The organism is Maribacter sp. C-4077, from assembly GCF_055378385.1.
The window spans coordinates 915,238-940,129 of sequence record NZ_AP038807.1; the positions used below are offsets into that span (position 1 = coordinate 915,238).

17 protein-coding genes and 1 tRNA gene are annotated in these 24,892 nt (G+C 41.8%); 6 read left to right on the forward strand and 12 right to left on the reverse strand.

Translation table 11 applies throughout. The features are described from left to right. Position 1: 1 nt before the first annotated feature. The 5 genes from ACZ41C_RS04040 to alaS all read right to left on the reverse strand — a co-directional run bounded on the left by ACZ41C_RS04040 (position 2) and on the right by alaS (position 11,459). Positions 2–5,317: a T9SS type B sorting domain-containing protein gene (locus ACZ41C_RS04040; RefSeq protein WP_464564512.1), complete on the reverse strand. Its 5,316-nt coding sequence runs from the start codon at positions 5,315–5,317 to the stop codon at positions 2–4. Between the two features lie 850 nt (positions 5,318–6,167). Further along, a complete protein-coding gene (locus ACZ41C_RS04045) occupies positions 6,168–6,779 on the reverse strand; it encodes a DUF4230 domain-containing protein (RefSeq protein ID WP_464564514.1) in 612 nt (203 codons plus the stop codon). Beyond that, positions 6,776–7,747 carry a GSCFA domain-containing protein gene (locus ACZ41C_RS04050; protein ID WP_464564516.1) on the reverse strand — a complete coding sequence of 324 codons (972 nt, stop codon included), beginning with the start codon at positions 7,745–7,747 and terminating at the stop codon, positions 6,776–6,778. Before ACZ41C_RS04050 ends, ACZ41C_RS04045 begins: the two co-directional genes overlap by 4 nt. Positions 7,748–7,824: 77 nt before the next feature. Beyond that, entirely contained in the window at positions 7,825–8,682 is an 858-nt protein-coding gene (locus ACZ41C_RS04055; protein WP_138257273.1) for a tetratricopeptide repeat protein, read from the reverse strand. A gap of 161 nt (positions 8,683–8,843) precedes the next feature. Beyond that, positions 8,844–11,459: an alanine--tRNA ligase gene (alaS, locus tag ACZ41C_RS04060; RefSeq protein ID WP_464564518.1), complete on the reverse strand. Its 2,616-nt coding sequence runs from the start codon at positions 11,457–11,459 to the stop codon at positions 8,844–8,846. A gap of 103 nt (positions 11,460–11,562) precedes the next feature. On the opposite strand from alaS, the gene ACZ41C_RS04065 reads away from it, so the two are divergent. The 5 genes from ACZ41C_RS04065 (at position 11,563) to ACZ41C_RS04085 (ending at position 14,831) form a co-directional block, all read left to right on the forward strand. Then, positions 11,563–12,540: a M23 family metallopeptidase gene (locus tag ACZ41C_RS04065; protein ID WP_138257271.1), complete on the forward strand. Its 978-nt coding sequence runs from the start codon at positions 11,563–11,565 to the stop codon at positions 12,538–12,540. Beyond that, positions 12,540–12,869: a MerR family transcriptional regulator gene (locus ACZ41C_RS04070; protein WP_125222500.1), complete on the forward strand. Its 330-nt coding sequence runs from the start codon at positions 12,540–12,542 to the stop codon at positions 12,867–12,869. The genes ACZ41C_RS04065 and ACZ41C_RS04070 overlap by 1 nt, the downstream gene beginning before the upstream one ends. Before the next feature lie 68 nt (positions 12,870–12,937). Beyond that, the gene (locus ACZ41C_RS04075; protein ID WP_138257270.1) at positions 12,938–13,537 is read left to right on the forward strand and encodes a LemA family protein; all 600 of its coding nucleotides are present in this window, start codon (positions 12,938–12,940) and stop codon (positions 13,535–13,537) included. A gap of 6 nt (positions 13,538–13,543) precedes the next feature. After that, positions 13,544–13,981, forward strand: a complete 438-nt coding sequence (locus ACZ41C_RS04080; protein WP_464564522.1) for a TPM domain-containing protein — start codon at positions 13,544–13,546, stop codon at positions 13,979–13,981. Beyond that, entirely contained in the window at positions 13,962–14,831 is an 870-nt protein-coding gene (locus ACZ41C_RS04085) for a TPM domain-containing protein (RefSeq protein ID WP_464564524.1), read from the forward strand. The genes ACZ41C_RS04080 and ACZ41C_RS04085 overlap by 20 nt, the downstream gene beginning before the upstream one ends. A gap of 254 nt (positions 14,832–15,085) precedes the next feature. On the opposite strand, the gene der is transcribed toward ACZ41C_RS04085, so the two are convergent. The 4 genes from der to ACZ41C_RS04105 all read right to left on the reverse strand — a co-directional run bounded on the left by der (position 15,086) and on the right by ACZ41C_RS04105 (position 19,586). Beyond that, positions 15,086–16,390, reverse strand: coding sequence for a ribosome biogenesis GTPase Der (der, locus tag ACZ41C_RS04090; RefSeq protein WP_464564526.1), 1,305 nt, complete (start codon positions 16,388–16,390; stop codon positions 15,086–15,088). Positions 16,391–16,445: 55 nt separating this feature from the next. After that, entirely contained in the window at positions 16,446–17,159 is a 714-nt protein-coding gene (locus tag ACZ41C_RS04095; RefSeq protein ID WP_154918418.1) for a NeuD/PglB/VioB family sugar acetyltransferase, read from the reverse strand. 191 nt (positions 17,160–17,350) lie between these two features. Then, a complete protein-coding gene (era, locus tag ACZ41C_RS04100; protein WP_464564528.1) occupies positions 17,351–18,235 on the reverse strand; it encodes a GTPase Era in 885 nt (294 codons plus the stop codon). Next, positions 18,222–19,586, reverse strand: coding sequence for an alanine/glycine:cation symporter family protein (locus ACZ41C_RS04105; RefSeq protein ID WP_154918417.1), 1,365 nt, complete (start codon positions 19,584–19,586; stop codon positions 18,222–18,224). The genes era and ACZ41C_RS04105 overlap by 14 nt, the downstream gene beginning before the upstream one ends. A gap of 156 nt (positions 19,587–19,742) precedes the next feature. Between ACZ41C_RS04105 and ACZ41C_RS04110 the strand changes: the two genes are divergently transcribed. After that, positions 19,743–19,815, forward strand: a tRNA-Met gene (locus ACZ41C_RS04110). Positions 19,816–20,569: 754 nt separating this feature from the next. On the opposite strand, the gene ACZ41C_RS04115 is transcribed toward ACZ41C_RS04110, so the two are convergent. From ACZ41C_RS04115 to ACZ41C_RS04125, 3 genes are read right to left on the reverse strand one after another with little or no spacing between them, the layout of a single operon-like run. Beyond that, positions 20,570–21,946, reverse strand: coding sequence for a sulfatase family protein (locus ACZ41C_RS04115; protein WP_464564531.1), 1,377 nt, complete (start codon positions 21,944–21,946; stop codon positions 20,570–20,572). A 20-nt stretch (positions 21,947–21,966) separates the two neighbouring features. Beyond that, positions 21,967–23,427 (reverse strand): sulfatase family protein, encoded by a 1,461-nt coding sequence (locus ACZ41C_RS04120; RefSeq protein ID WP_464564533.1) that lies wholly within the window; start codon positions 23,425–23,427, stop codon positions 21,967–21,969. Between the two features lie 21 nt (positions 23,428–23,448). Further along, the gene (locus ACZ41C_RS04125) at positions 23,449–24,879 is read right to left on the reverse strand and encodes a RagB/SusD family nutrient uptake outer membrane protein (protein WP_154918394.1); all 1,431 of its coding nucleotides are present in this window, start codon (positions 24,877–24,879) and stop codon (positions 23,449–23,451) included. Between the last annotated feature and the right edge of the window lie 13 nt (positions 24,880–24,892).

Sequence of the window (24,892 nt, forward strand, 5' to 3'; positions counted from 1 at the left end):
GTTAATAATTGATGAACAACCATCCTTGGATGGGTTTTGAACCATCGCCCAAGTCTATGACATACATATAGGACCCTGAAGGGAGTTTCTCACGGTTGTCCTTGTAAAAACCCTCCCAGTTATTTTTATAGGAGTGTATGGCGAATACTTCGTGTCCCCATCTGTTGAAGACTTTCACCACGTTGTTGGGGTAGTTGTCGATTCCTGGTATGATCCAAGCATCGTTGTTACCGTCGCCGTTGGGCGTAAAAGCCTGGGCAGGTACCAATAATGGTTCTTCGTCCGTTGGGAATGCGTCATCGAAATCGGAAACGTCGTCGTTCTTTTCATCTTCGTCCATGGTATCGGGAATACCATCACCATCGGTATCCAAGGGTTTACTTGACGCATCTGTTGGATCTGTTCCTTCAATAAGTTCTACCTCATCAGAATATCCATCGTCGTCATCATCTGTATCCGCATTGTCGCCAATACCGTCTCCATCGGTATCGGTATCTTCAGATGAATCTTTCGGGAAAGCATCCTCTGTATCTAGAGTGCCGTCGTTGTCATCATCATCATCGGCATTGTCGCCTGTTCCGTCACCATCGGTATCGGTATCCTCGGATGGATCTTTTGGGAAAGCATCCTCTGAATCCGGAGCACCGTCGTTGTCATCATCGTCATCGGCATTGTCACCTGTTCCGTCACCATCGGTATCGGTATCCTCGGATGGATCTTTTGGGAAGTCATCCTCTGAATCTGGAGTACCATCATTGTCGTCATCAGGATCGTTGGTATCACCAATACCATCGTTATCGGTATCCAAATCATAAAAAGTACCATTCACAAACCCTAGGGGCAAGGAAAGGTTTCCAGCAGCATCACGGGCAATACCATAATTCTCGTTAAAGAATACCAATTCTCCCGGAATCAATGGGGTAACTTGGATATTGTAGACCAAGCCCTGGCTTACTTCCTCAAGGGCTCCAATATCGGCCATGGGCTGTCCATTTCCGTTTGGAACTATTATGACTGGATTTGGTGCCAGGTCGTAAACTGGTTCCGAAAACTGGAGCTGCATGGTAAACGGACCAAAGTATAGGTTTTCAGCGATGGCCAAACTTGGTTCTGGCGCAGTAGTATCAATGGACACAGTGCTCCCGTCCGTGGTTGTCGTTGAAACGATTCGTTCCCTATTTGGATTTAGCGTAACGCTCAGGGTCACGGCTCCCTCATCATCATTACCGTCCACTGTTACCCATGCTCGATAGGTGTTGATATCCACCGCTGTTGCGGCGGTTACCATTATCGTACTACCCATAAACTGGATGGCAGCTTCTTCTATTTCGCGATTGGTGACTAGTTCCACATATACCCTGTCCCCCACTTTGGCCAAATGGTCACGTGGATTGTCCGAATATAGGGTCAAGGACTCTATTTCAATTGCTTCGAGTTCATGGTTGGTGTTGACCACTTGTGCTTCTGGGTTGCCCAAATTATCTTGATAAACCAAGGTAACATTATAGGCAACACCGTTGACAAGTTCGTTATGACTTGATGATACCACTTCTGCGACCGCTGCCAAATCCTGCACATCCAGGATAAAATTGTTCTGTTGTCCAGCAATCGGATCTGCCAATTGTAGGGTAATGGGCGTGTTCGGATCTTCCACAGCATCAAAAATCAAACGGACGCTATTGGCCAGTGGGGCCTCGGGAAGCGTATAGCTGAGCATCAGTTGGTCATAACTACTTCCATTATCCGCAGGAGAGGGCATTATGGGAGGCTCCGTCTTGGTATCCTTCTGTTTGGTATCCGTGGAAGCACTCCCCTGGTTTCCTGCAACATCGATCAACATAACCGATAAGGTTATGGTTCCGTCACCCAAACCGCTAAGATCAATACCAGTAACCTGTTCGGAGGCAGTAGCTATGATACCGGAACCTGTAATTGTTTCCCCACCCCCATCACTACTTATCGTATAATTGTAGCTAGAACCTACCTCTGCCATGGCAAAGGTAAATGATATAGCATCGTCATTATCTGAAATAATGGGGTCTTGATCTATGGAGACGGTATAGCCTTCGGGGGCCGTATCGTCAACATCCGTTACCGTAATGGCAATGGCCAGATGAGTCAGGTTATCGCTCATACCACCATCATCCGCAGTTACCGTAAGTTCATAGACATTATCCGAATTAACATCCATCGGGTTCTCAAAATCGGCCGCTACGTTAAAGTGCAACACCCCGGTATTGGCATCCATGGTGAACAAAGCGGCGTCGATTCCATTGATACTATAGGTAACATGGGTATCGGCTGCTCCTCCATCCCCATCCGTAGCATCAAAGTCGGCAACGGCCGTCGTGTTCTCAACAGTGCTATAAGCTGTAGGGGTACCTATACCATACGCATATATCATGTCGTTTTGGTTGCCTACCAGATAGAATGCGGTCCCGTTGGCATTAAATGCAAGACCCGTGGACCAGCTATCCTGTCCGCCTATAGGCAATGTGCTGCCCGAGGCGGAAGCCGTTGAAAGGTCATAGGGAGTCCCTAGGTTATATTCGTGCACCGCACTACTTCCGTAACCGACCACAAATAACTTGCTGCCGTCTTCGTTGAATACAACTCCACCAGGATTGGTTTCCTCTGCCGATACATTGAGTGAGGTGGTATAACTTGCTGTTGAAACATCAAAATTGGTGGCCAAAGCATATTCGTGGACCGAATCACTGACTTCACCAACCACGTAAAGCTTACTTCCTGTGGCATTGAAGGTAAGTCCACTAGGGGAAGTTTCTTGCCCGTTGACACTCAATCTTTCACCAAATCCTTGGTCCACGGCCGTACTCAGGTCGAATGCCGTACTTAGATGGTATTCATGAACCGCATCTATACTTGAACCAGTGACAAATAAACGGGTGCCGTCAGAGCTAAAGGCGAAACCTGTTCCATTGCCTGCAACTGTCAAGCTTTGTACCACACTGGCCGTAGCTACATCATATGGTATTGTTAAATCATATTCAAATAACTGGTCGCTGCCCGCATTGGTCATCACAAATAACTTTGTGCCAGTGGCATTAAAGGCCATATCCATCGGGGATGACATCTCGTTACTTACATCAAAGGTGGCAGTAACATCCAGATATTGCGCTATGGAAATATCATAGGCATCACCAAAACTAGGAGGATTATTCTCATAGATATCCGTCACTTGTAACCGTAACGGATGATTTGTGCTTCCATCCGAATCGGTGGCTATTACAGTCAGTTCGTACATATTATCGGCATTGGTGTCCAAAGGGTTCTCAAAATCAGGTGCGCTTTGAAACCGTAAAACCCCTGTAGCCGCATCGATACTGAATAGATCGTTATCCCCGCCACTAGCAAGGTCATAGGTAATCCCAATATCGGCAGCACCCCCGTCGCCATCATTGGCATCTGCATCAACAACTGGAGTTATTGCATTTTCCTCAAAGGTGAGCGGGGCCACTCCCAAATCGAATTCAAATACTTGGGACTGCCCATAATTCAATACAAATAATTTATCCCTATCCGTACTGAAAAAGATATCCGTCGGCCTATTGGGCTGAGCCAGCACTAGACCGTTATTAGGTTGTAATGTTGCCGTAGTGATATCATAAGGAACACCAAGATCGTAGCCTATGATATAGTTGGCATCATTATACCCTCCTATATACATTTGGTTACCATTGGAATTGAAGGAAATACCATAAATACTCTGACTGAACCTAGCTGACAAATCGATGCTACCTAAGCTGGAAGCACTTGAAACGAGAAAGGGCGTGCTCAACTCAAACTGTAAAAGGGTTTCATCATGATTGACTATGTACAATCTGGTACCGTCGGGATTAAAGTCCAATCCATATACGTATACATTTCCAAAAGTGGTAACATCGAGACTATCCATACCGATGGTCGCTGTGGATAGATCAAAAGCCTCGGCTAGATCATAGGCGTAAATTGTCCTAGTGGCGCCGCTGTAGACATATAATTTAGATCCATTATCATTAAATGCCAATCCCATGGGATATAGACCATTGCCCGAAACATCCAATTCAAAATGAAAGGATGCCGTGGTAATATCAAATGGGGTGGAGAGCACATATTCGGTAATTAGATTATCATCGAACCCCAATGAAAACATTCGTGTACCGTCCGTGGAAAATTCAAGACCTAATTTTCTAAAGGTGCTTGTATTGGCATTTAAGTTAAAACTCGCGGAACTGGTGGCCCCCGCTACATCTTCCAGGGGCTGGGGCGCAGTGAAGATAGGGGGATTGGGCGGCGCAGAAACCGTCAATTGGTATTCGGCCCCATAGCTTGTCCCTACGCCATTGGTGGCAAAAGTCCGCACGTAATAGGTACCGGGCTCCAAGGCAGGTGTATCTACTGAAAACGTACCAGCTCCACTGCCTTGGCTTACTTTGTTTTGGGCAAGGGTAGGCTCCGTAGCCGTTCCATATACCAAGCCCCTGTCCGTTACCGTACTGCCATTTTCATCGGTAACCTCACCTGCAACCGTAATCACACTTCCATTCAGCGAGGCATTCGTTGTAACCACAACAGGGTTGCCTTCAGTCACAACGGTTCCCCCTCCCTCCAGTTGAATGGAATAATTATCAAAATGTGATACGCGCTGCCCGGAAAAGCTGAAGTAACTATAGATAGCCGAAGCCGACGTAATACTGGTATTGGCCATTCCATTCAATTCAAAAATAGCATCCGCTTCCGTAGGTCGGATAAGGCTGCCATCTTGATTGGCCGACCATATCTCAACCCTAAGGTCGTACGCAGTAATGGATGACCTTTCGATAGTAAAGACAACCCTATACCAGTCATCAGGTGAACCGTTGTTCAATAGGTCATTTATGCCGCTCGACTTCACAGCGGTTATGGAACCAGAGCTTCCGCTTCCCCAGCTTCCGCTGTAATCTGTGGTACCATTATGAAATACAAAACCACCGCCATGAACGGAAATTCCAAGGGCATCATTTGGTCTGTATGGATGGGCACTACCGGGTGCCGGGGAGGCTGGCGCAAAGCCCAATCCACTGTAACCGCTATTGTAGACACTTTTCACAAAACTCTCAAAAGTATATCGGCTGCCGACCGGTCCAAGACTATAGCCATCCTTTGTAGTAAAAATCGCGTTGGTTGAAACACTCCCCACAGTTATCGAGCCAGAGTTCCCTATCCCTCCCGAAGTGGATTCGGATACGTTGGCGACATCTGGTCCAGATTCATTAAAAACTGTGTTTAGTTGACCAGCGGTATTAAAGTTATAGGTTACAGTGGTTTGTGCATTCAATGCACACGGAATCAATAAAATATAAAGTGCACTAACAGAAAAAATTATTTTTCTTCTAATTTCAAAGTTTTGTAAATCCAAAAACAATGATTCAAATACGAATGAAAATTTTTTAGATTTGGTTGTTTTTTTCATGATTTTTTAAGATTTCTTTAAGTCAATTTTACTCCTCTATAAATAGGCCAATTAGAATGACCCAAAAACGGCTCAGCCTTCCATTCTTTTAGGGGTAACATTTAGTATTGAGAAGGGTTTATTGATAATAGTTCTTGTTAGAAAAACCTTATGGTTGTTTTTTGTATTATCTTATCTAATGTAATCTTGGCCATAGTTAAATATTCCCCTCCAGTAATCCCCTAATGGGAGTAGAGCTACAAATCCAGACAATTTTCTCCTTTCAAGTGCATATTGATTAGATTCTAGATTTTGATTGTAGTGCTGTACTGTAAGCTATAATTGAATATTTTCACCAAATAAAATAAGGTATTAAGGTTTTGGTTCATAAAATTGCAGTGGGCACTTATGTGCGTTCAAATAGCACAAAAAAAGTATTGCAAATAGAAATTGTCTTGAATGGAATAGTTTGGTCACACATAATTATTTATTAAGAATTTTCTTATTTCAAAGAGAAAGTTTCTTAAATAATCAGAAAAATAAATGTTGTATAACCGTCTTTAATTATTGTAAATAATAAATATTTGTGGGTTTTTTCTTATTTATAAAATTGATTTGTCTTCAAATATGAATGATAAGACTCCTTTTCAAGTGAAGAAAAAAACCTGAACTACTGGAACGAGCAAAGTTGCCCCATGAAGCAACCTATACTCATGGTTAGACCTATACCGAAAATTTAGGGCAATATTGAGAAGTCACTGGGAGAATCAATGTTCCTATCTCCATAAACCAAATTCCAGCCCAAACTATTGGTAAGTACATACATTTTTTGAAGCTCGCTCAACAATCTGTTTTGGGCATTGGTCTTCAAAGTAGAAGCCTCCACTTTCCTTAAAAGGGAATTACGCACATTGTGTTTAATGGTGTTATAGTCTCCTGCGTCAAAGGGATTCAGATAATCTGCTGTGACATCGTAATATTCAAAATCTGGGTTCAGCTTGATTTCGGGTTCCGGGATACTGGTTATTTTGAGGGTTTTATTGGGTTCGTCCAGCTCAAAGGTAACCTTGCTCAAGTCATAGGAGATGCTCACAGCGGCATTTACTACCACCAATGCTTTCTTATCCGCTGTAAGCAAAGGGCCAAAAAGCTCTTTTGAATCCTTGTAATTATACACTTCTGCAAAGTGACCTTCGGTAACAATGAGCTTGGAAACATTTTCAATTTGGGTTTGTATAAGCATGGAATTCTCCTCCAAAATAGCTTTGGAGGTCTTTTCGTCCTTGCAGGACCTGATGATGAAAACTATCGCCAAAGTTATCAGCACGCCGGCTAAAAAACGTTTCATGAAGAAGAATTTTCAAAATTCATAAAGGGATATCTCTGTTTAATATACGCAATTTTTTGGTCGAGGGTTTTTAGGAATTTCTGATGCGCCTCCGATTGTTCATCGAAGGGTCTGTGCGCCAAGCCTTTTTGGATTTCTGCCACCTTCGCCATCGCACCGCCTACCTCCTTCGAAATCCAAACGCTTCTAAATTTCTCCCAGATATAGTCGATGGCCAACACATTGGGGTGTACCATATCCTCTTTATAAAAACGATAGTCCCTAAGTTCATCCATCATGATTTCGTAGCTGGGGAAATAAAGCTCCCTAGCCCCCAAAGGGGGAACTCCAACCGTTGCGTGTATGGCTGATATGAGTACCGATTTACTTCGTTGGTTTTCAATAAAACCATCCTTTAAATGGCGTACGGGGGAGATGGTAAAAATGATCTCTGCTTTTGGGTTTACGGCTTTGATACTGTTAACGGTAGCGGTTATGGAGGTAACTATCTCATTTTCTTTCAGCAGTGTTTTTTGAAATTCCCGTTGGGGCACCTTATGGCAGTTGGCCACTAAAATATTTTTTTCTAAATGCCGATAGACCCAAGCGGTGCCCAAGGTAATCGCAATGTGGGATGCTTCACTTACGTATTTGTTGGTCTCCAATACCGCCGAATTCAAACGCTCCAAAAGTACCTCCTTGTTACTTGAACTCAGTTCCGAATGTGCCTCAAAACATTGCCAACGTCCCTGGAACTGAAAAATATCCCTTTCCGTGTATTGATATTTGTCGACCGCTTTTTTGACAAGATTTTCAATGGCCAGGGGATGAAATAAAATACCAAAGGGGTTTTGCAAAACCGGAAACTTGAAATACGCCAATTTATCCCCCATATTCTGGGAAAAACAAGACCCTAACATCAATATCTTGCTGGAATAATCTATAGGATTATTTGCTTTTGATAAAGGTATTTGTGTCTGGAGTTTCATTTTCTATAGTTTGATTTCCAATAGTTTGATCAGTATTGGAGACTCCAAAGGTTTTAAAAACCTTTGGGGTCTTTTTACTACTTATTGTTACCGGCCAAAGGACTCAGTTTATGAAAGACCTGGTAGGGATATATTACATAATATACTTGATCCTCGTTTATAGTATTTTCCCTGTTTTCCTTTGCCATTCTTAAAGCAAGTTCCGCCTCGTCTTTATTTCCCATTTTATAGTGAGAAATTCCTTTATAGTAAAGTGCATCACCAAAATTTGTATATACTTTCAAACTCGTATCAAAAAATTCTACTGCTGATTCATACTCTTTTAACTCATAGGCAGCTACCCCTAAATAAAACCAATCCAGATAATGGCATGCCTCTTCGGGAGGTTCGTTCGGAAAATCTTTAAACTGCTGGTCCCTACTTCGAATTAGAAAGTCTTTTGCTTTTATAAATTGGTTCAATTGTAGGTAGCTAATCCCAATATAGAAATTGTATGTGTGGTCCATTACATAGCGGTCACCAAATTTATTCTTAGCCTCCAAAAACTCTAGAATGGATTCCTCATACTCTTTTGAGAACAAACATTTCACGAATGCGCTGTAATCCAAATACTTGACCGAATCATATAGGACGGCCTTCGCTAAGAAAGGTTTGCCCAATGAATATTTTCTTTCCTTATATAGGGGCATTGCCTTTTGCTGCCAGATGTAGGCGGTATCTGGCTTAATCAACAAAATGGAATCAAGATATTTTTGTCTTTCTTGGGAATATACCCCTGATTGATTCGCTTTTGACCAATAGTCCTGAATTCTTAGTGAATCTTCATTAGAAATAGGTGGTGATTTCTCGTAAACGGATTTTTCTTTGTTTTTGGAAATAGGCTCTGAACAAGATGAAAGCAGCAGAAGAAAAACAATCAGAATCTCATATTTCATTTATTTATTTTTTATAGGAAGATTATACTGAGCATTCTATTATTATTTTCCAATCTTTTCCATGCCCCCAAAGGTTTTAAAAACCTTTGGGGTCTTACTATCTGGGCTTGCGACTTATAAAAAATATTCCAACTGGGACCTATTGGTTTCAGAACTTCACATTAGCCCAAGTATTCCAAAGCCTTCTCCATGGCGTCGGGAATTCCTGCCGGATTTTTCCCTCCCGCCGTTGCAAAGAAGGGCTGGCCGCCGCCACCTCCTTGAATGTATTTGCCCAATTCCCGAACAATGGTACCTGCATTCAGATTTTTGCTTGCAACCAATTCTTTGGAAATATAACAGGAAAGTAAGGCCTTTCCATCCTGCTCCGTGGCAAAAAGTAAAAATAGGTCGGATTGGTTTTGTCCCATTTCAAAACTGAGGTCCTTGATGCCCGCGGCATCCAGATCAAGCTTCTTGATTAGATATCGCACCCCGTTTTTCTCCTGTAGTTCACTCTGCAAATCGCCTTTAAGGTTTTTTGCCTTGTCTTTTAAAAGCGCAGCGATCTGCTTCCTTAAATCGGAATTCTCGTCCTGCAGACTTTTTACTGCTTTCACGGCATCCTGCGGATTTCCTAGTGCTTCGGTTATTTCGGTCAATGATTTATTGCTTTCGGCATAGAAATCCTTTACGGCGTCACTGGTAATCGCTTCTATCCTGCGTATTCCTGCGGCCACCGCTCCTTCCGACTTAATTTTAAAATGCCAGATATCAGAGGTGTTCTTCACATGGGTCCCCCCGCACAATTCAATGGATTTCCCAAAACGGATGGTACGTACAGCATCGCCATATTTTTCCCCGAACAGGGCCATCGCCCCATTTTCCAAGGCTTCCTTTATAGGTACGTTCCGCTGTTCCTCCAGCGGCAATTGGCCCGTTATCCTCGCATTGACAAAGGATTCCACAGCCTCCAATTCCTCCTTGGTCATTTTGGAAAAATGGGAGAAATCAAATCGCAGGTATTTGGAATGTACGGCGGAACCTTTCTGTTCCACATGTGTTCCCAAGATTTCGCGCAATGCCTGATGCAGCAAATGGGTCGCTGTATGATTGGCTTCGGTGCGCTGACGTTGTTTGCTGTCCACGACCGCTTTAAAGGTTCCTTCCAATTTTTTGGGAAGGTTTTTGGCAAAATGTACGATTTCGTTGTTTTCCCTTTTAGTGTCAACGATATACACTACATCGCCATCGGGGGATTCCAAATAGCCCTTGTCCCCTACTTGACCGCCACCCTCTGCGTAAAAGGGTGTCAGATTAAAGACAATTTGATACTGCAACCCTTGTTTTTTGGACTCCAACTTTCTATATTTTACTATTTTTACATCGGCCTCCAACCTATCGTACCCTACAAACTCCTGCTCAGCATCGGACTGTAAATTCTCCCAATCACCCTTAGAAGTTTCCGAAGCCGTTTTGGAACGGGTTTTCTGTTCCTGCATGGCAACATTAAAACCATCTTCGTCCAAGGAAAAACCTCTCTCACTTAAGATCAAGGCGGTAAGGTCTATTGGAAACCCATAGGTATCGTAAAGTTCAAAAGCCTTTCTACCGTCCACTGTTTTACCCTTGGTTTTTTCAATGATGGTATCCAACAGCACCAATCCCTGATCTAAGGTTTTTAAAAAACTATGTTCCTCTTCCTTGATAACATTTTCAATGAGCTGCTTTTGTTCTGACAGTTCTGGAAATGCCTCGCCCATACTTTGGGTAAGTACATTTACCAAGCGGTACATAAAAGGTTCCTTGGTCCCTAAAAAGGTAAAACCGTACCGCACTGCACGGCGTAAAATACGTCTAATGACATAGCCTGCACCTGTATTGCTGGGCAATTGCCCATCGGCAATGGAAAAGGAAACCGCCCGAATATGGTCGGCAATGACTCGAATGGCAATATCCGTAGGTTCGTCCCTTCCATATTTGGCATCGGTGATAATCTCTATTTCCCGTATCAGGGGTGTAAAAACATCCGTATCGTAGTTGGATTTTTTGCCTTGCAAGGCCATACAGAGTCGCTCGAACCCCATGCCCGTATCCACATGCTTGGCCGGTAACGGTTCCAGGGAACCATCGGCCTTACGGTTGTATTGCATGAAAACCAGGTTCCAGATTTCCACGACCAAAGGGTGGTCCTTATTTACCAAACTTGCTCCGGATACTTTCTTTTTTTCTTCATCGGAACGCAGATCGACATGAATTTCGGAACATGGGCCACACGGACCTTGGTCGCCCATTTCCCAAAAGTTGTCCTTTTTATTGCCCATGATGATCCTATTGGCAGGAACAATCTTGTTCCAAATGGCATAGGCCTCAGCGTCCTTTTCCAGTCTATCGGCATCCTGGCTTCCCTCAAAAACGGAAACATACAGACTGTCCTTGTCCATTTTGAAGACTTCAGTCAACAATTCCCAGGCCCAGGTAATGGCCTCCTCCTTAAAGTAATCCCCAAAACTCCAATTGCCCAACATTTCGAACATGGTATGGTGGTAGGTATCCTTGCCCACCTCTTCCAGGTCGTTGTGTTTTCCACTCACGCGAAGGCACTTTTGCGTATCCACCACCCGGGTGTTTTTGGGTTCGTTGATTCCCAAGAAAAACTCCTTGAACTGGTTCATTCCCGCATTGGTAAAAAGGAGGGTTGGATCGTCCTTTATGACCATGGGCGCAGAGGGTACAACTTTGTGTTTTTTACCTTCAAAAAATGTTAGGAACTGGGTTCGTATATCCTTGGAATTCATCTAAAATGCTAAGCTTTTACAAATTTTAACTGTTTGTAGAAAACAATTTTTATATTTGTTTGTTATGTTAAAATAAACTACAAAAATAGGATAAAATAGCTTCATGTCTAAAGTAAAGTACTATTACGATCCGGATACGCTTTCCTACAGAAAGATCGAGCCTGAAAAATCGAAGCGATACAGAAATATCGCGTTTTTCTTTTTAGGTTCCTTCCTTTTTGGAATGCTCGGGTTGATTTTACTCTTGAACACGAATGTTATCAATACCCCTCGCGAACTTTCCTTGCAACGGGAGGTTAAGAACTACGAACTTCAGTTTGAGCTCCTGAATAAAAAAATGGAACAGATCGAAGATGTTCTGGCCAATATTGAGGATAGGGACAATAACATATACCGATTGTATTTTGAAGCGAATCCGATTCCAGAGGAGCAACGACGAGCGGGCTTTGGAGGTGTAAACCGATACAAATCCTTGGAGGGATTCAACAACTCCGAAATGGTCATTGCCACCACTCAGCGATTGGACATCATTAAAAAGCAGATGGCCATCCAGTCCAAATCTTTGGACGAGATTACCAAACTAGCCGAAGAAAAAGAAAAACTTTTAATGTCCATCCCTGCCATACAGCCCATTAACAATGAGGACCTTACCCGTATGGCCTCTGGTTTTGGATGGCGCTCTGACCCATTTACCAAAGCCCGAAAAATGCATTACGGAATGGACTTTACCGCTCCTAAGGGGACCCCTATCTATGCGTCGGGCAATGGAGAAGTGACTCGGGCAGACAACAATTCGTCCGGGTACGGAAAGCATATCCGTATTGACCATGGCTATGGATACCTAAGTCTTTATGGGCACTTGAGCCAGTATAACGTAAAAGTTGGACAAAAGGTAAAAAGAGGGGACCTCATTGGTTTCGTTGGTAGCACCGGTCGTTCAGAAGCCCCACATCTGCATTACGAGGTTTGGAAGGACGGCGACCGTATCAACCCAATTAATTTCTACTACGGAAGCTTGTCTCCGGAGGAATTTGAAAACATGTTGAAATACGCCAACCAAGAAAACCAATCCCTGGATTAATGCAAGTAGAACTTCCTGAAAAAAGATATTACGGGATTGGCGAAGTGGCCAGGGCATTTGGTGTAAACACTTCTTTGATTCGGTTTTGGGAGAAGGAGTTTGACGTGCTACAGCCCAAAAAAAATGCCAAGGGTAACAGGAAATTCACCCCCCAGGACATTAAAAACCTGCAATTGATCTACCACTTGGTAAAGGAAAGGGGCTTCACTTTGGACGGTGCCAAAATACACCTAAAGGAAGAAAAACAAAAGACCCTGTCCAATTTTGAAATCATTCAAAAACTGGAGCGCGTAAAGGCGGAGCTAATCAAAATAAAGGAACAGCTCTAAAAGCTGTAACAAAAGCTTTCTTTGGCATACTAACTGGATAACCATTATAAACACTAATACTATTGACAATGAAAAAAGGATTAATTGCCCTAATTGTGCTTGCCGTACTTGCCTTTGGAATCTACCAATGGGCGGTTGGTTTTAACAACACGGCCATTGCACTCAAAGAAACCTCCACCAAAACGTGGGCGAACGTGGAGAGCGCCTATCAACGAAGAAACGACCTTATTGGAAATTTGGTAAAGACCGTACAGGGAGCTGCAGACTTTGAACGCGGTACCTTGACGGACGTAATCGAAGCACGTGCAAAAGCAACCTCCGTGAACATTGACCCTACCAATATTACCCCAGAACAATTGGCGAATTTCAATGAGGCACAAAGTGGACTTAGCGGTGCCTTAAGTAGATTATTGGTCACCGTGGAACGATATCCGGACCTTAAGGCCAATCAAAATTTTCTGGAGCTTCAGTCCCAATTGGAAGGAACGGAAAATAGGATCAATGTGGCCAGGGACCGTTTTAACGCCACGGTTGAACCCTACAATTTGCACATCAAGAAATTTCCAAATTCGATTTTGGCAGGAATTTTCAATTTTGATGAATTGGCTTATTTCAAGGCCGAAGCAGGATCGGAACAAGCACCCGATGTGAATTTTGAATTTGAATAAAAGCCGATGTCCAAAGTAGAGGATTTTTTGACCCAGGCCGAAGAACAGGAAATTGTAGCGGCCATCTTGGAAGCGGAAAAAGATACTTCTGGAGAAATTAGGGTGCACATAGAGGCACACACAAGGGAAAACCATTACGAACGTGCCAAGGAAATTTTCCACCTATTGAAGATGGACAATACCAAGGAAGGCAACGGTGTGTTGTTCTATGTTGCCGTACACGACAGAAAATTTGTCATCTGCGGGGACAAGGGCATTAACGATGTTGTACGCAAAGGCTTCTGGGACTCTACCAAGGACATCATTGAAACACACTTTAAAAAAGGGCAATTTAAACAAGGGTTGGTTGCAGGAATTTTGGAGGCAGGAAAGGAGCTAAAGGTACATTTTCCTTGGCATGCCAATGACACAAACGAACTGAGCAATGAGGTTTCAAAAGGATAAAAAGCCTCCCCTAACCCCTCCAAAGGAGGGAAATTCCGTTAAGTGCACGGGTGCGTTAAGTTTTTTAAAAAGCTTTCCCCAAAAATTACTAGCAGTCTTCTTAATTTTTGTTTCCTGTCTTGCATATGGACAGTTCGAGATACCGCCGAAACCTTCCCTGCAAACCAGTGTTTACGATTATGTGAACCTGTTGCCCGAAGGGCAAAAAAAGGCATTGGAACAGAAATTGATTCGGTATTCGGACAGTACGTCCACCCAAATTGTTATGGCCATCATTGCCAGCACCGAGGGTGAAAACATTAACTACTTGGGGGCGCAATGGGGTCAAAAATGGGGCATCGGGCAAAGTAGTAAGGATAATGGAATATTGGTCATTCTTGCGAGGGACGATCGTAAAATTGCCATAAACACAGGATATGGCGTAGAAGGCTCCCTGACGGATGCCATGTCGCGCCGCATAATTCAGAATATCATTATCCCTGAATTCAAGAAAGGAGACTATTATCAAGGACTAAATTTAGGTGCAGATGCCATTTTTCAAGTCCTCAATGGCGAGTTCAAGGAGGATAGAACTTTTAACGAAACAAATGCACCTCCACTTTCCTCCTTTTTGCCATTCATCATTTTTCTGGTCATACTTTTCATTCTATGGAGTCGCAAAGGTGGAAATAATGGTCGTGGAGGTGGAAGGCGTGGATTAAGCCCATGGGATGTAATCATATTGAGCAATATGGGAAGAAGCGGGTCTTCCGGCGGAGGATTTGGTGGTGGAAGCTTTGGTGGAGGAGGTTTTGGCGGTGGGTTTGGCGGCGGCGGATTTGGCGGTGGAGGTGCCTCTGGAGGTTGGTAAGTTGGTTGTTTGAATTCGCTAGAAGCTATTCGCTACACGCTGTACCCTTTACATGAAATTGTTCACGGGTTAATAATCGATACAAAAAGGTACTTGTCCATTGTTGAGATAAACTCAAAAATACTCTACTTATTGACAACTGGACTACTGCTAATGACTTATGAACAATAACTTTCAATCATTTGGTGTTTAGCTTTTAGCAAAAAAAAAAACACTTTTCACTTTTCATTTCCTTGCTCCTAACTCCTAGTAAATCATTTCTTCCTCATAAAAACGGTAATGGGAACACCCGTAAAATCAAATTCTTCACGAATCTTATTTTCCAAGTATCTTTTATAGGGATCCTTCACATACTGTGGTAGATTACAAAAAAAGGCAAATTGCGGATAAGGCGTAGGTAGCTGGGTACAGAACTTAATCTTAACATACTTGCCTTTATGGGCAGGTGGTGGATAATTCTCGATCAAGGGAAGCATGACATCATTAAATTCCCGCGTCTTGATCTTTTTGCTTCGATTCTGATATACCTCGACGGCTGTTTCGATGGCCTTAAAAATACGTTGTTTGGTCAATACGGAAATGAACAAAATTGGGACATCCGTAAAAGGCTCAATAGCCTTTTTGATAGCTTTTGTGTATTCCTTTATCGAATTGGTTTCCTTATCGGCCACCAAGTCCCATTTATTGACCAGAATCACAATTCCCTTATTGTTCCTGGCGGCCAACCAAAATATATTTTCAACTTGACCGTCAAATCCACGCGTGGCATCCAATAGTAACAAACACACATCGCAATGTTCAATGGCTCTTACGGAGCGCATCACGGAATAAAATTCCAGATCTTCCTTAACCTTCGATTTCTTTCGAATACCGGCCGTATCCACCAAATTGAATTCAAACCCGAATCGGTTATACTTTGTATCGATACTGTCCCGGGTAGTTCCAGCAATATCGGTAACGATGTATCGTTCTTCACCAATTAGGGCATTGATAAATGAAGATTTTCCTGCATTGGGCCTTCCAACAACGGCAAATCTTGGAAGTTCACTTTCTTCCTTTACGGATTCAGGCAGTTTTTCTACCAAGGCATCCAGCAATTCTCCTGTGCCGCTTCCATTTATACTGGATAATGTATAGAAGTCGCCAAGCCCCAAAGAATAAAACTCGACGGCATCCTCTTCGCGCATGGCATTGTCCACTTTATTGACGGCCAAGAAAACAGGCTTGTTTACGCGTCTCAATAATTTTGCTACATCCTCGTCCATTCCGGTCACACCGGTTTCCACATCGACCATAAAAATGATGGCATCCGCTTCTTGTATGGCCAATTCTACCTGCTTATCGATTTCCTGCTCGAAAACATCATCGCTTCCCAGCACGTAACCCCCTGTATCAATAACAGAAAATTCCTTTCCGTTCCAGTCGCTTTTCCCGTAATGACGATCTCGGGTCACCCCGCTTACGGCATCCACGATAGCCTCCCTGCGCTGAATTAATCGATTAAAAAAAGTCGACTTACCCACATTAGGCCTTCCTACAATAGCGACTATAGCACCCATAACATTTATTTGGGGGCAAAGGTAGTAATTAAAGTACTGAGAAAATTATAAGAAATTATTCCTCCCACTTGTAAAGAGGGATGACGTCCAATCTGCCTTTTCTGCCGGACATGTAAGGTTCGCCTATGCCCCTTACCCTTATTTTCTTTGCCGGGGAACCAAATGCCAGAATGTTACTTTCCAAATTTCCCACCACCAAAGAGCCCGCACCAACTACGGTATGATGTCCAATAGAAATAGAATCGATAACATTGGCTCCCAGACAAATGGCGGAATACTTACCCAAAATGAGATTTCCTCCCGTACACGTTTTTGGGGCCAAACTGGAAAAATCCTGCATGAAACCATCATGTCCTAAAGAACTATTGGTATTTAAAAGACAAAAATTACCTATGATGGCATTTGCATTTACAATGACTCCGGGCATTATCACGGTTCCTACTCCAATCTGTACTTCCTTACCCACCTCAGCACTAGGGTGAATAACTGTGACGTATGAAAAATTGGGTGAAATTTTATTGATTCGTTCTACCATGGAATTACGAATCCAATTGTCTCCAATTGCCACGATACCTCCACGGATCGTATACTTATCGATTAAAAATGGTAGATCAAATTCGGTTCCTAGTATCGGATATCCGTTCACCATGGCACCTTTTTTCTTGAAGGAATCGATGAAACCAACCACCTTGTACTTACCTTCCTTTTCAATGCAATCCAAGACAACACTACCATGGCCAGAAGCACCAAATATGACTATATTTTGCATTTTATCGGTTTTTTTTGCGTTTCATCGATATCAAAGATATGTAAAGATCTACACCATCTGGCAGAAAAAGCAATTTTTTCGATAAAAGTTTTAATGCAGAAAGGAAGTATTATTGCTTCAATTAGAGTATGAAAGATGTAAAGAACTCCAGGATAGTGGGTTAGAAAAAATAAACTTTTTATGTCACCAAATTAATTATTATAGCCAAATCTTCTTAGCTGTCTGCTATCATTTCGCCAGTTCTTGTTCACTTTCACAAAAAGTTCAATATGGACCTGTTTGTCAAAGAATTTTTCCAAATCCTTACGGGCCTCCATGCCTACTTTCTTTAAGGCACTTCCTTTATGACCAATAATAATTCCTTTCTGGGAGTCACGCTCTACCATAATCACCGATCGAATTCTAATAATTTCCTCGTCCTCCAGAAATTCTTCGGTTTCTACCTCTACCGCATACGGAATTTCCTTTTTGTAGTTTATAAGTATTTTTTCACGAATGGTCTCATTCACAAAAAAACGCTCAGGCTTATCGGTCAACTGGTCTTTTGGATAGTATGGGGGCGAAGCTGGCAACAATTCCAAAATCCGTTCGAATACACCTTGAACATTAAAGTTTTGAAGCGCGGAAATAGGATGGATTTCAACCGAGGTAAGTTCTTGCTGCCAATACTGTACCTGTTCCTCCAATAGTTCCTGACTCGCTTTATCGACCTTGTTCAATAGCAGTAAAACCGGTATTTTGGAATTTTTAATCTTGTTAAAAAATTGCTCATCCTTCAATGCTTTTTCACCAATTTCCACCATGTACAAAAGTAAATCGGCATCCTCAAAGGCCGATTTCACAAAATCCATCATAGAAGTCTGTAGGTCATATGCAGGCTTTATGATTCCCGGTGTATCGGAAAGAATTACCTGAAAATCGTCCCCATTAACGATACCTAAAATCCTGTGTCTGGTAGTCTGTGCCTTCGATGTAATTATAGAGAGTTTTTCCCCAACGAAAGCATTCATTAGGGTCGACTTGCCCACATTTGGATTACCGATAATATTTACAAAACCTGCCTTATGTTCGTTCATTCTTTAATTTTTCAAAATAAATCCTAGAAGCTGCATTTACCTTGGGTGCCAACAAAAGTACCGCTATCATATTGGGAATCACCATAAGGGCGTATGATAAATCAATAAGATTTTTCACCAGTTCCAAGGAGGCCACGGCCGCAAAAACGATCATGACCACAAAATAGACATTGTACAAACGACCGATTCTGGCATTGGTCAAATAGGAAAGACATTTTACCCCATAATAAGAATATGTAAAAAGGGTGGAAAGTGCAAACGCAGAAACTATGACCATTAATAGTTCATCCCCAAAACCGAAAAGGGTCTTTTGGAAGGCGTTCAAGGTCATTACGATACCGCTGCCTTCCTCCAAGTAAGCACCGCTAAGAATAATGACGACCGCCGTAAAGGTGCATACAAGAATGGTATCTATAAACGGACCCAACATGGCCACCAAACCTTCCCTAATGGGCTCATCGTTTTTGGATTGCCCATGGTACATGGGAGCACTACCCAAGCCTGCTTCATTAGAAAACATGGCCCTTCGGACCCCTATAATTACAAGTCCCCAAAAACCTCCTGTAAATACCGATTTAAAATTCCAAGCCTCTGATAGTATCATTTTTAGTGAGGGCAACACCTGTGAGGCATTCATAACCATAACAATGATTACCGCCACCAAATACACCATGACCATAAAAGGAACTATAGCGGTCGCCACTTTCGCAATCTTTTCCAACCCTCCAAAAATGACAAAGGAACTTACAATGGCAAGTACAAAACCAATAGTCAACTTCCAGTTGAATTCACTCATTTGGGCTATGGTATCCGAAGGATTCACCACGCTCATAAAAGTTTCCGTAAACTGGTTGGCCGTAAAAACACCTAAAAATCCAAAAAGACCGGCAAGTGCAAAAAATACGGCCAGCGGCTTATATTTCTTTCCCAGACCTTTTATAATGTAAAACATGGGACCTCCCTGTAATTTACCTTCGGAATCCTCTCCCCTGAACATGATGGATAAACTACAGGAATAGAATTTGATACACATACCAATTAGTGCGGTCATCCATATCCAAAATACAACGCCAGGACCCCCATCGTGAATGGCTATGGCAACCCCAGAAATATTTCCAAGACCTACAGTGGCCGCCACAGCAGCAGACAGGGCTTGAAGGGAACTTACATCCCCCTTTGCATTGACATCGTCATACTTGCCCCTGGTTATGGCCAAAGCATGCCCAAAATAACGATAGGGCATCAGTTTGGAATAGAGCATTAAAAACAATCCCCCTCCAATCAATAAAACAAACATGGGCCATTCTGTTCCAGAAATTGCCTTGACCAAAAACTCGTTTAATTGCTCCATAGTTTCGAATGTAGCTATTTATGACGAAAATATCATTTTGAAATCTAAAAACGGTGTAACCTCTGACAATTAAAACTTTCTTTTTGATATTCTTCAAATCTAATCGGTTCTTATTTGGAATTTACCTGAAAACAATTGTATCTTTGTCGTCCACATCGCGGGATAGAGCAGTAGGTAGCTCGTCGGGCTCATAACCCGAAGGTCACTGGTTCGAGTCCAGTTCCCGCTACTAGCGAACAAAGGGCTTTCAAGACATTGAAGGCCCTTTTTGATTTTCCACCTAAAACATACCTAAAACAATTCTGTTAAATTTCCCTTATGAAATCTACACTGGAAAAAGTCAAATCATCACGCAATTATGAAGTATTTGGCCTTTATTTCTTTTCTCCCCTTTCCACAAAAGGATTTTATTCATAAGAAACAATCTCAAAATACATTTTTGAATTTAGTTTTAATATTTCACCCTCCACGGGTCAAAACATTCATCCTTTAAAAATTTCGCTTCCGATTTTTTAAGCTCTAATAATTTGGCGAATCTCGAATATTTTTAAGAATCAGTCTTTTTTCACTTCGATGAAGTAGACAGTTTTGCGACCCGCAAAACATAACTTGCTATCCGTTTCACGGATGCATTTTTTATTGATAATTCACCTTTCAATATTCCAATTGTAAAAATTGAATTAATCGGACAAATGAGATAAGATATTGAACCTATTTAAAGTTTTGATTGATACTGTGGTTTATAAGGAAAAATTTAAACCTTGAGAATGAATATTTGTGGGAAGGGGAAGGTAAGTACTAAACAACCTTGAATTGATTTATTTATTAGAAATTAAGGTAAACGACAGAACCACTAACCGGCAATAAGCATTTACGAGCTCAATATCTGTTAATTCCTATATTTTAAATTACCCAAATAAATAAAAGCGTGGACATACCACGCCTTTATCTAAAAAAACTAACTCAACTAAACAACAATATTTCTAATATGAACTCTTCTGCCAAGGAACTTCTCCCCCTTTCTGAATGTGTTTCATTAAAAGAAAATTTAGTTCTTGATATTTTTCAATATCACTATCTATTCGGTTCATTTGTTCAAGAGGGTCTTCCTTTAAATTGTACAACTCATATCCTTCATTAGGAGAATTCTGTAATAACTTCCAATCACCCTTACGAAGAGCATAAATCGCTTGACCGCCATATTTTGTACCACCTTCCCTTCTTGTAAAGTAAAATGCTCGGTCGGGTTCAAGTGAAGGTTCTGATTTTACCAACTGGGAATAAAAACTTTGACCCTCTATTTTATTTTTGGGTTTTACGCCTGCAATTTCAAGTAGTGTTGGATACAGGTCCATAGAAATTTGCACTTCTTCGGAAACACTCCCTTGTCTTATTTTCCCAGGCCAGCTAATTGCCGTTGGGACTTTTAAACCACCTTCATACATACTTTGTTTACCATCTCGAAGCGGGCCATTATTTGCCTTACTCGGTAAATGTCCTCCATTGTCACTTGAAAAAACAATCAAGGTATTATCATATTGACCACTTTCTTTCAATGCTTGAATAACCTTACCAATACCATTATCCATATGTTCTATAAAAGCGACCAAATTAGCTCGAGTTTCCTCAATTCCTTTTTCCCTTTTCTTTACTTTTTCAAGCCAATCCTCTGGAGGTTGTACCGGAAAATGTGGCGCATTGTAGGCTAAATACAAAAAAAATGGACGATTATCGTCTGCTTGACTTTTGATATAATCTACGGACCAATCTGTAAAAAGATCGGTAGCATGACCTTTGGGGTCAATGACCATCGCATTCAAACGCATATAATTGATATCATGTCTACGATGATCCCAATAATCATCCATCATATCCCCTAGCCATCCATGGAAGAAATCAAATCCTCGTTCTATTGGTGTATTGGGGGAATCTAGACCGAGGTGCCACTTGCCAATCAAGGCTGTAGAATATCCCACCATTTTAAGCTCTTCTGGCAACAGTGTTGCTTTTGGATCCAAATATCCCCAATTATTATCGGGATTAGTTCGAATTACACCGGGAACACCAACATAGTCTTGATAGCGACCCGTAAGCAATGCAGCTCGTGTTGGTGAACACACAGGAGCGTTTGCATAAAAATTGTCAAAACGCATACCTGACGCAGTAATTTGGTCGATGTTGGGGGTGCGGATATCTTTGGTGCCATAATATGATACATCATGATACCCTTGGTCGTCAGTTAAAATCAATAAAATATTAGGTTTCTCAACAATACCCAAAGAGTCCTGACCCGAAATATTACAACCAAACACCGAAGCAATTAATATGCAGAGGTATTTAAAATAGACCCTATTAAACATAGTGATATCTTGGATTTAAATTAATCACCTCTTTCTGCAAGTTGATCCTTCCCTTTTACCATTTTGTCATTATGGTCTTTTACTACTCGATTAATATTGGCAATTACATCCGGATTTTCCTTTGAAATATCATACTTTTCCGAAGGATCAATACTTAAATTGTACAATAATGGAGAATCATGTTCTGTTATTTCAGTACCATAAGCATCTTGAGTTATGAAATGAGCTTTAAAATCACCAACACGTACGGCATATAATTTATCGCCTCTATAATAGAACATATCCTTTCTCGCGCTACTCTCCTTATTAAAAAGCACGGGGGCAAGGTCCACACCATCAACAATCCTGTCCCGTGGTATATCAACGCCCGCTATTTTGCTAAACGTAGTAAACAAATCCATGGTACTGCCCAAATCGGTAACAATACCAGGAGCTATTCTACCGGGAGCCCAAAAAATACAGGGCTCTCGCATTCCACCTTCCCAGGTAGAACCCTTTCCATTTCGTAATAATCCGGCGCTACCACCTTCTTCGTTCATTATCAGCCAAGGACCATTATCTGACGTGAAAACTACAATCGTGTTTTTATCTAGTCCTGTCTTTTTTAATTCATCCAGGATTTGGCCAACACTATGGTCAATTTCCTCTACCACATCTCCATAAATTCCCCTTGGACTTGTTCCTTGAAAATCCTTAGAAGCGAACAAAGGGACATGAGGAAGGTTATGGGCCAGATATAAGAAGAAGGGTTCATCCTTTTTATCATTTATGAACTTTATGGCCTCCTCGGTGTATCGCTTTGTGATGGTATGTTGATCTGCTGGACGCTCGATAATTTCCGTATCCCTCATCAAAGGAACATTGAATGTATTGATGTCCTTTCTTTTCTCGGATTTCCAAAATTCAAAGTAACCTCCAGCTGACCTGAACGGCACTATATTGTCCATATCATTGCTATAGGGTATTCCGTAATAGGAATCGAAACCGTGGTTTGTGGGCAAATATTCTTCCTTGTGTCCCAAATGCCATTTTCCTATAGCTGCCGTAGCATAACCGCCTTTTTTCATCTGTTCTGCCAGAGTTACTTCAGACTGAGGCAGTCCATTATGGGAATCAGGAAAAAGTACACGATTTACGGAACTTGCCATTCCGCTTCTAACCGGAAGCCTTCCAGTTAACAATGCAGCCCTACTGGGAGTACATACACTAGCACCCACATAAAAATTGGTCCATTTTTGACCTTCATATGCCATTTGGTCAAGATTGGTTGTTCGAATGGTGGGGTGTCCATAGGAACTCAAATCCCCATAACCCAAATCATCTGCAAAAATGATGATTACATTGGGTTTTTCCTTCTTGGAGTTATTGCCCTGGGCTATAGCGATAGTATTGAAAATCAATATGATTCCCAAAACAAGATAATACCTTCCAGAGGATGCAAGAACTAAATTTAACAGCCCACCTAGTTTTAAACTATTCATAATATTCAAATTAAAAAATTATTAATAACCTGGATTTTGTTCTAGTACAGGATTTGCATCCAAATTTGTTTGTGGAATAGGGAACAGTATATGAAAGTCTTGCGCGTTCTTGCCTCTTGCCTGAGCTCTTGAAATCATAACGCCATGGCGAATCTGATCCTCTCTAGAATTTCCTTCAAAATAAAACTCCCATTCCCGCTCATTCAAAATGGCATCACGTAAGGAATCTTTTGTGAAACCTGATAATGTCAAGAGAGATGCCTCGGCACGATCACGCACTTCATTTATCAAATCAATAACCTCTTGGGAAGGTCCTGAAATTTCATTAAGGGCTTCCGCTCTTGTCAATAGGATATCCGAGTAACGAATTACCGGTATGTCATTACCTGCGTTCGCACCTACTGCATTTGGATCCCAAGGCAGTTTAAATGGATGTGTTTGGTCATTTCCAAGACCCTGAACGACCGTACCGTCTGCTAAGGTGTATTCCCTGATCATTTGAGATACCCTAGTGTCGGACGCCTCAAATGAATTTACAAAATCGTCAAAAAGATACGTTCTTGCGGCAAAAACTGCATTGTTAGAAAATGGTCTGGGGAAAGCTGGTGGAAAAATCAAGGCATTGAGTAAATTACTTGCAGTACCTGATGTAGCCAATTTAGGGAGTGTCCAAATTAGTTCTGCATTACCCTCATTTTCTATGGCAAAGACATCACTGTAATTTGGTAAAAGAGCGTATTGACCCAAATCTATTACCTGCTCAGCAGTATCCGCGGCTTTTTGCCATTGCTTTGTGTTCAAATAATATTTCGAAAGTACAGCTAGTGCAATTCCTTTAGATGCTTTACCAAAGGCTTCCGGTTCCAATGGCAATGTTTCTATGGCAGCGATTAGTTCTTGTTCAATAAAATTTCTAACATCTTCTTCACTAGCCCTTGGCTGTAAAGGGTCATCCGTAGGAGTTTTGTACAATGGCACCCTACCGAATAGTTTGTATAATTCAGAATAACACCAACCTCGTAAAAAATGGACCTCCGCTTCCGTTGTTTGAATAAAGGCATTGGAAAATGCTTCATTTTCCAGATTGGCCAAAACTAAATTAGCATCTCGAATTGAATTATAATACGTATTCCACATGGTCAGAAAATGATCATGATTACTTGTCCATGTATAGTTGATGTATTGTACCCACAATTCTTCTATGGATCCACCAGCTCCCCAAGCTTCACCAGTAGTCATGGTGCCCATATGGTATGGCGCCCAAGCTGCAACTGCACCTGAACGATGCGCATAGGTATATGCAGAATTCATTAATGAAGAAATTCCTTGTTCTGTGGTAAATAGGGTAGTTGGTGATAACTCAGAAAAAACTTCTTCATCCAGGCGTTCTGAACAACTTAACGTACCTATGCAAAAAAGAACGGCTATGATTTTATTTTTATATGATTTCATTTTTATATTTTTT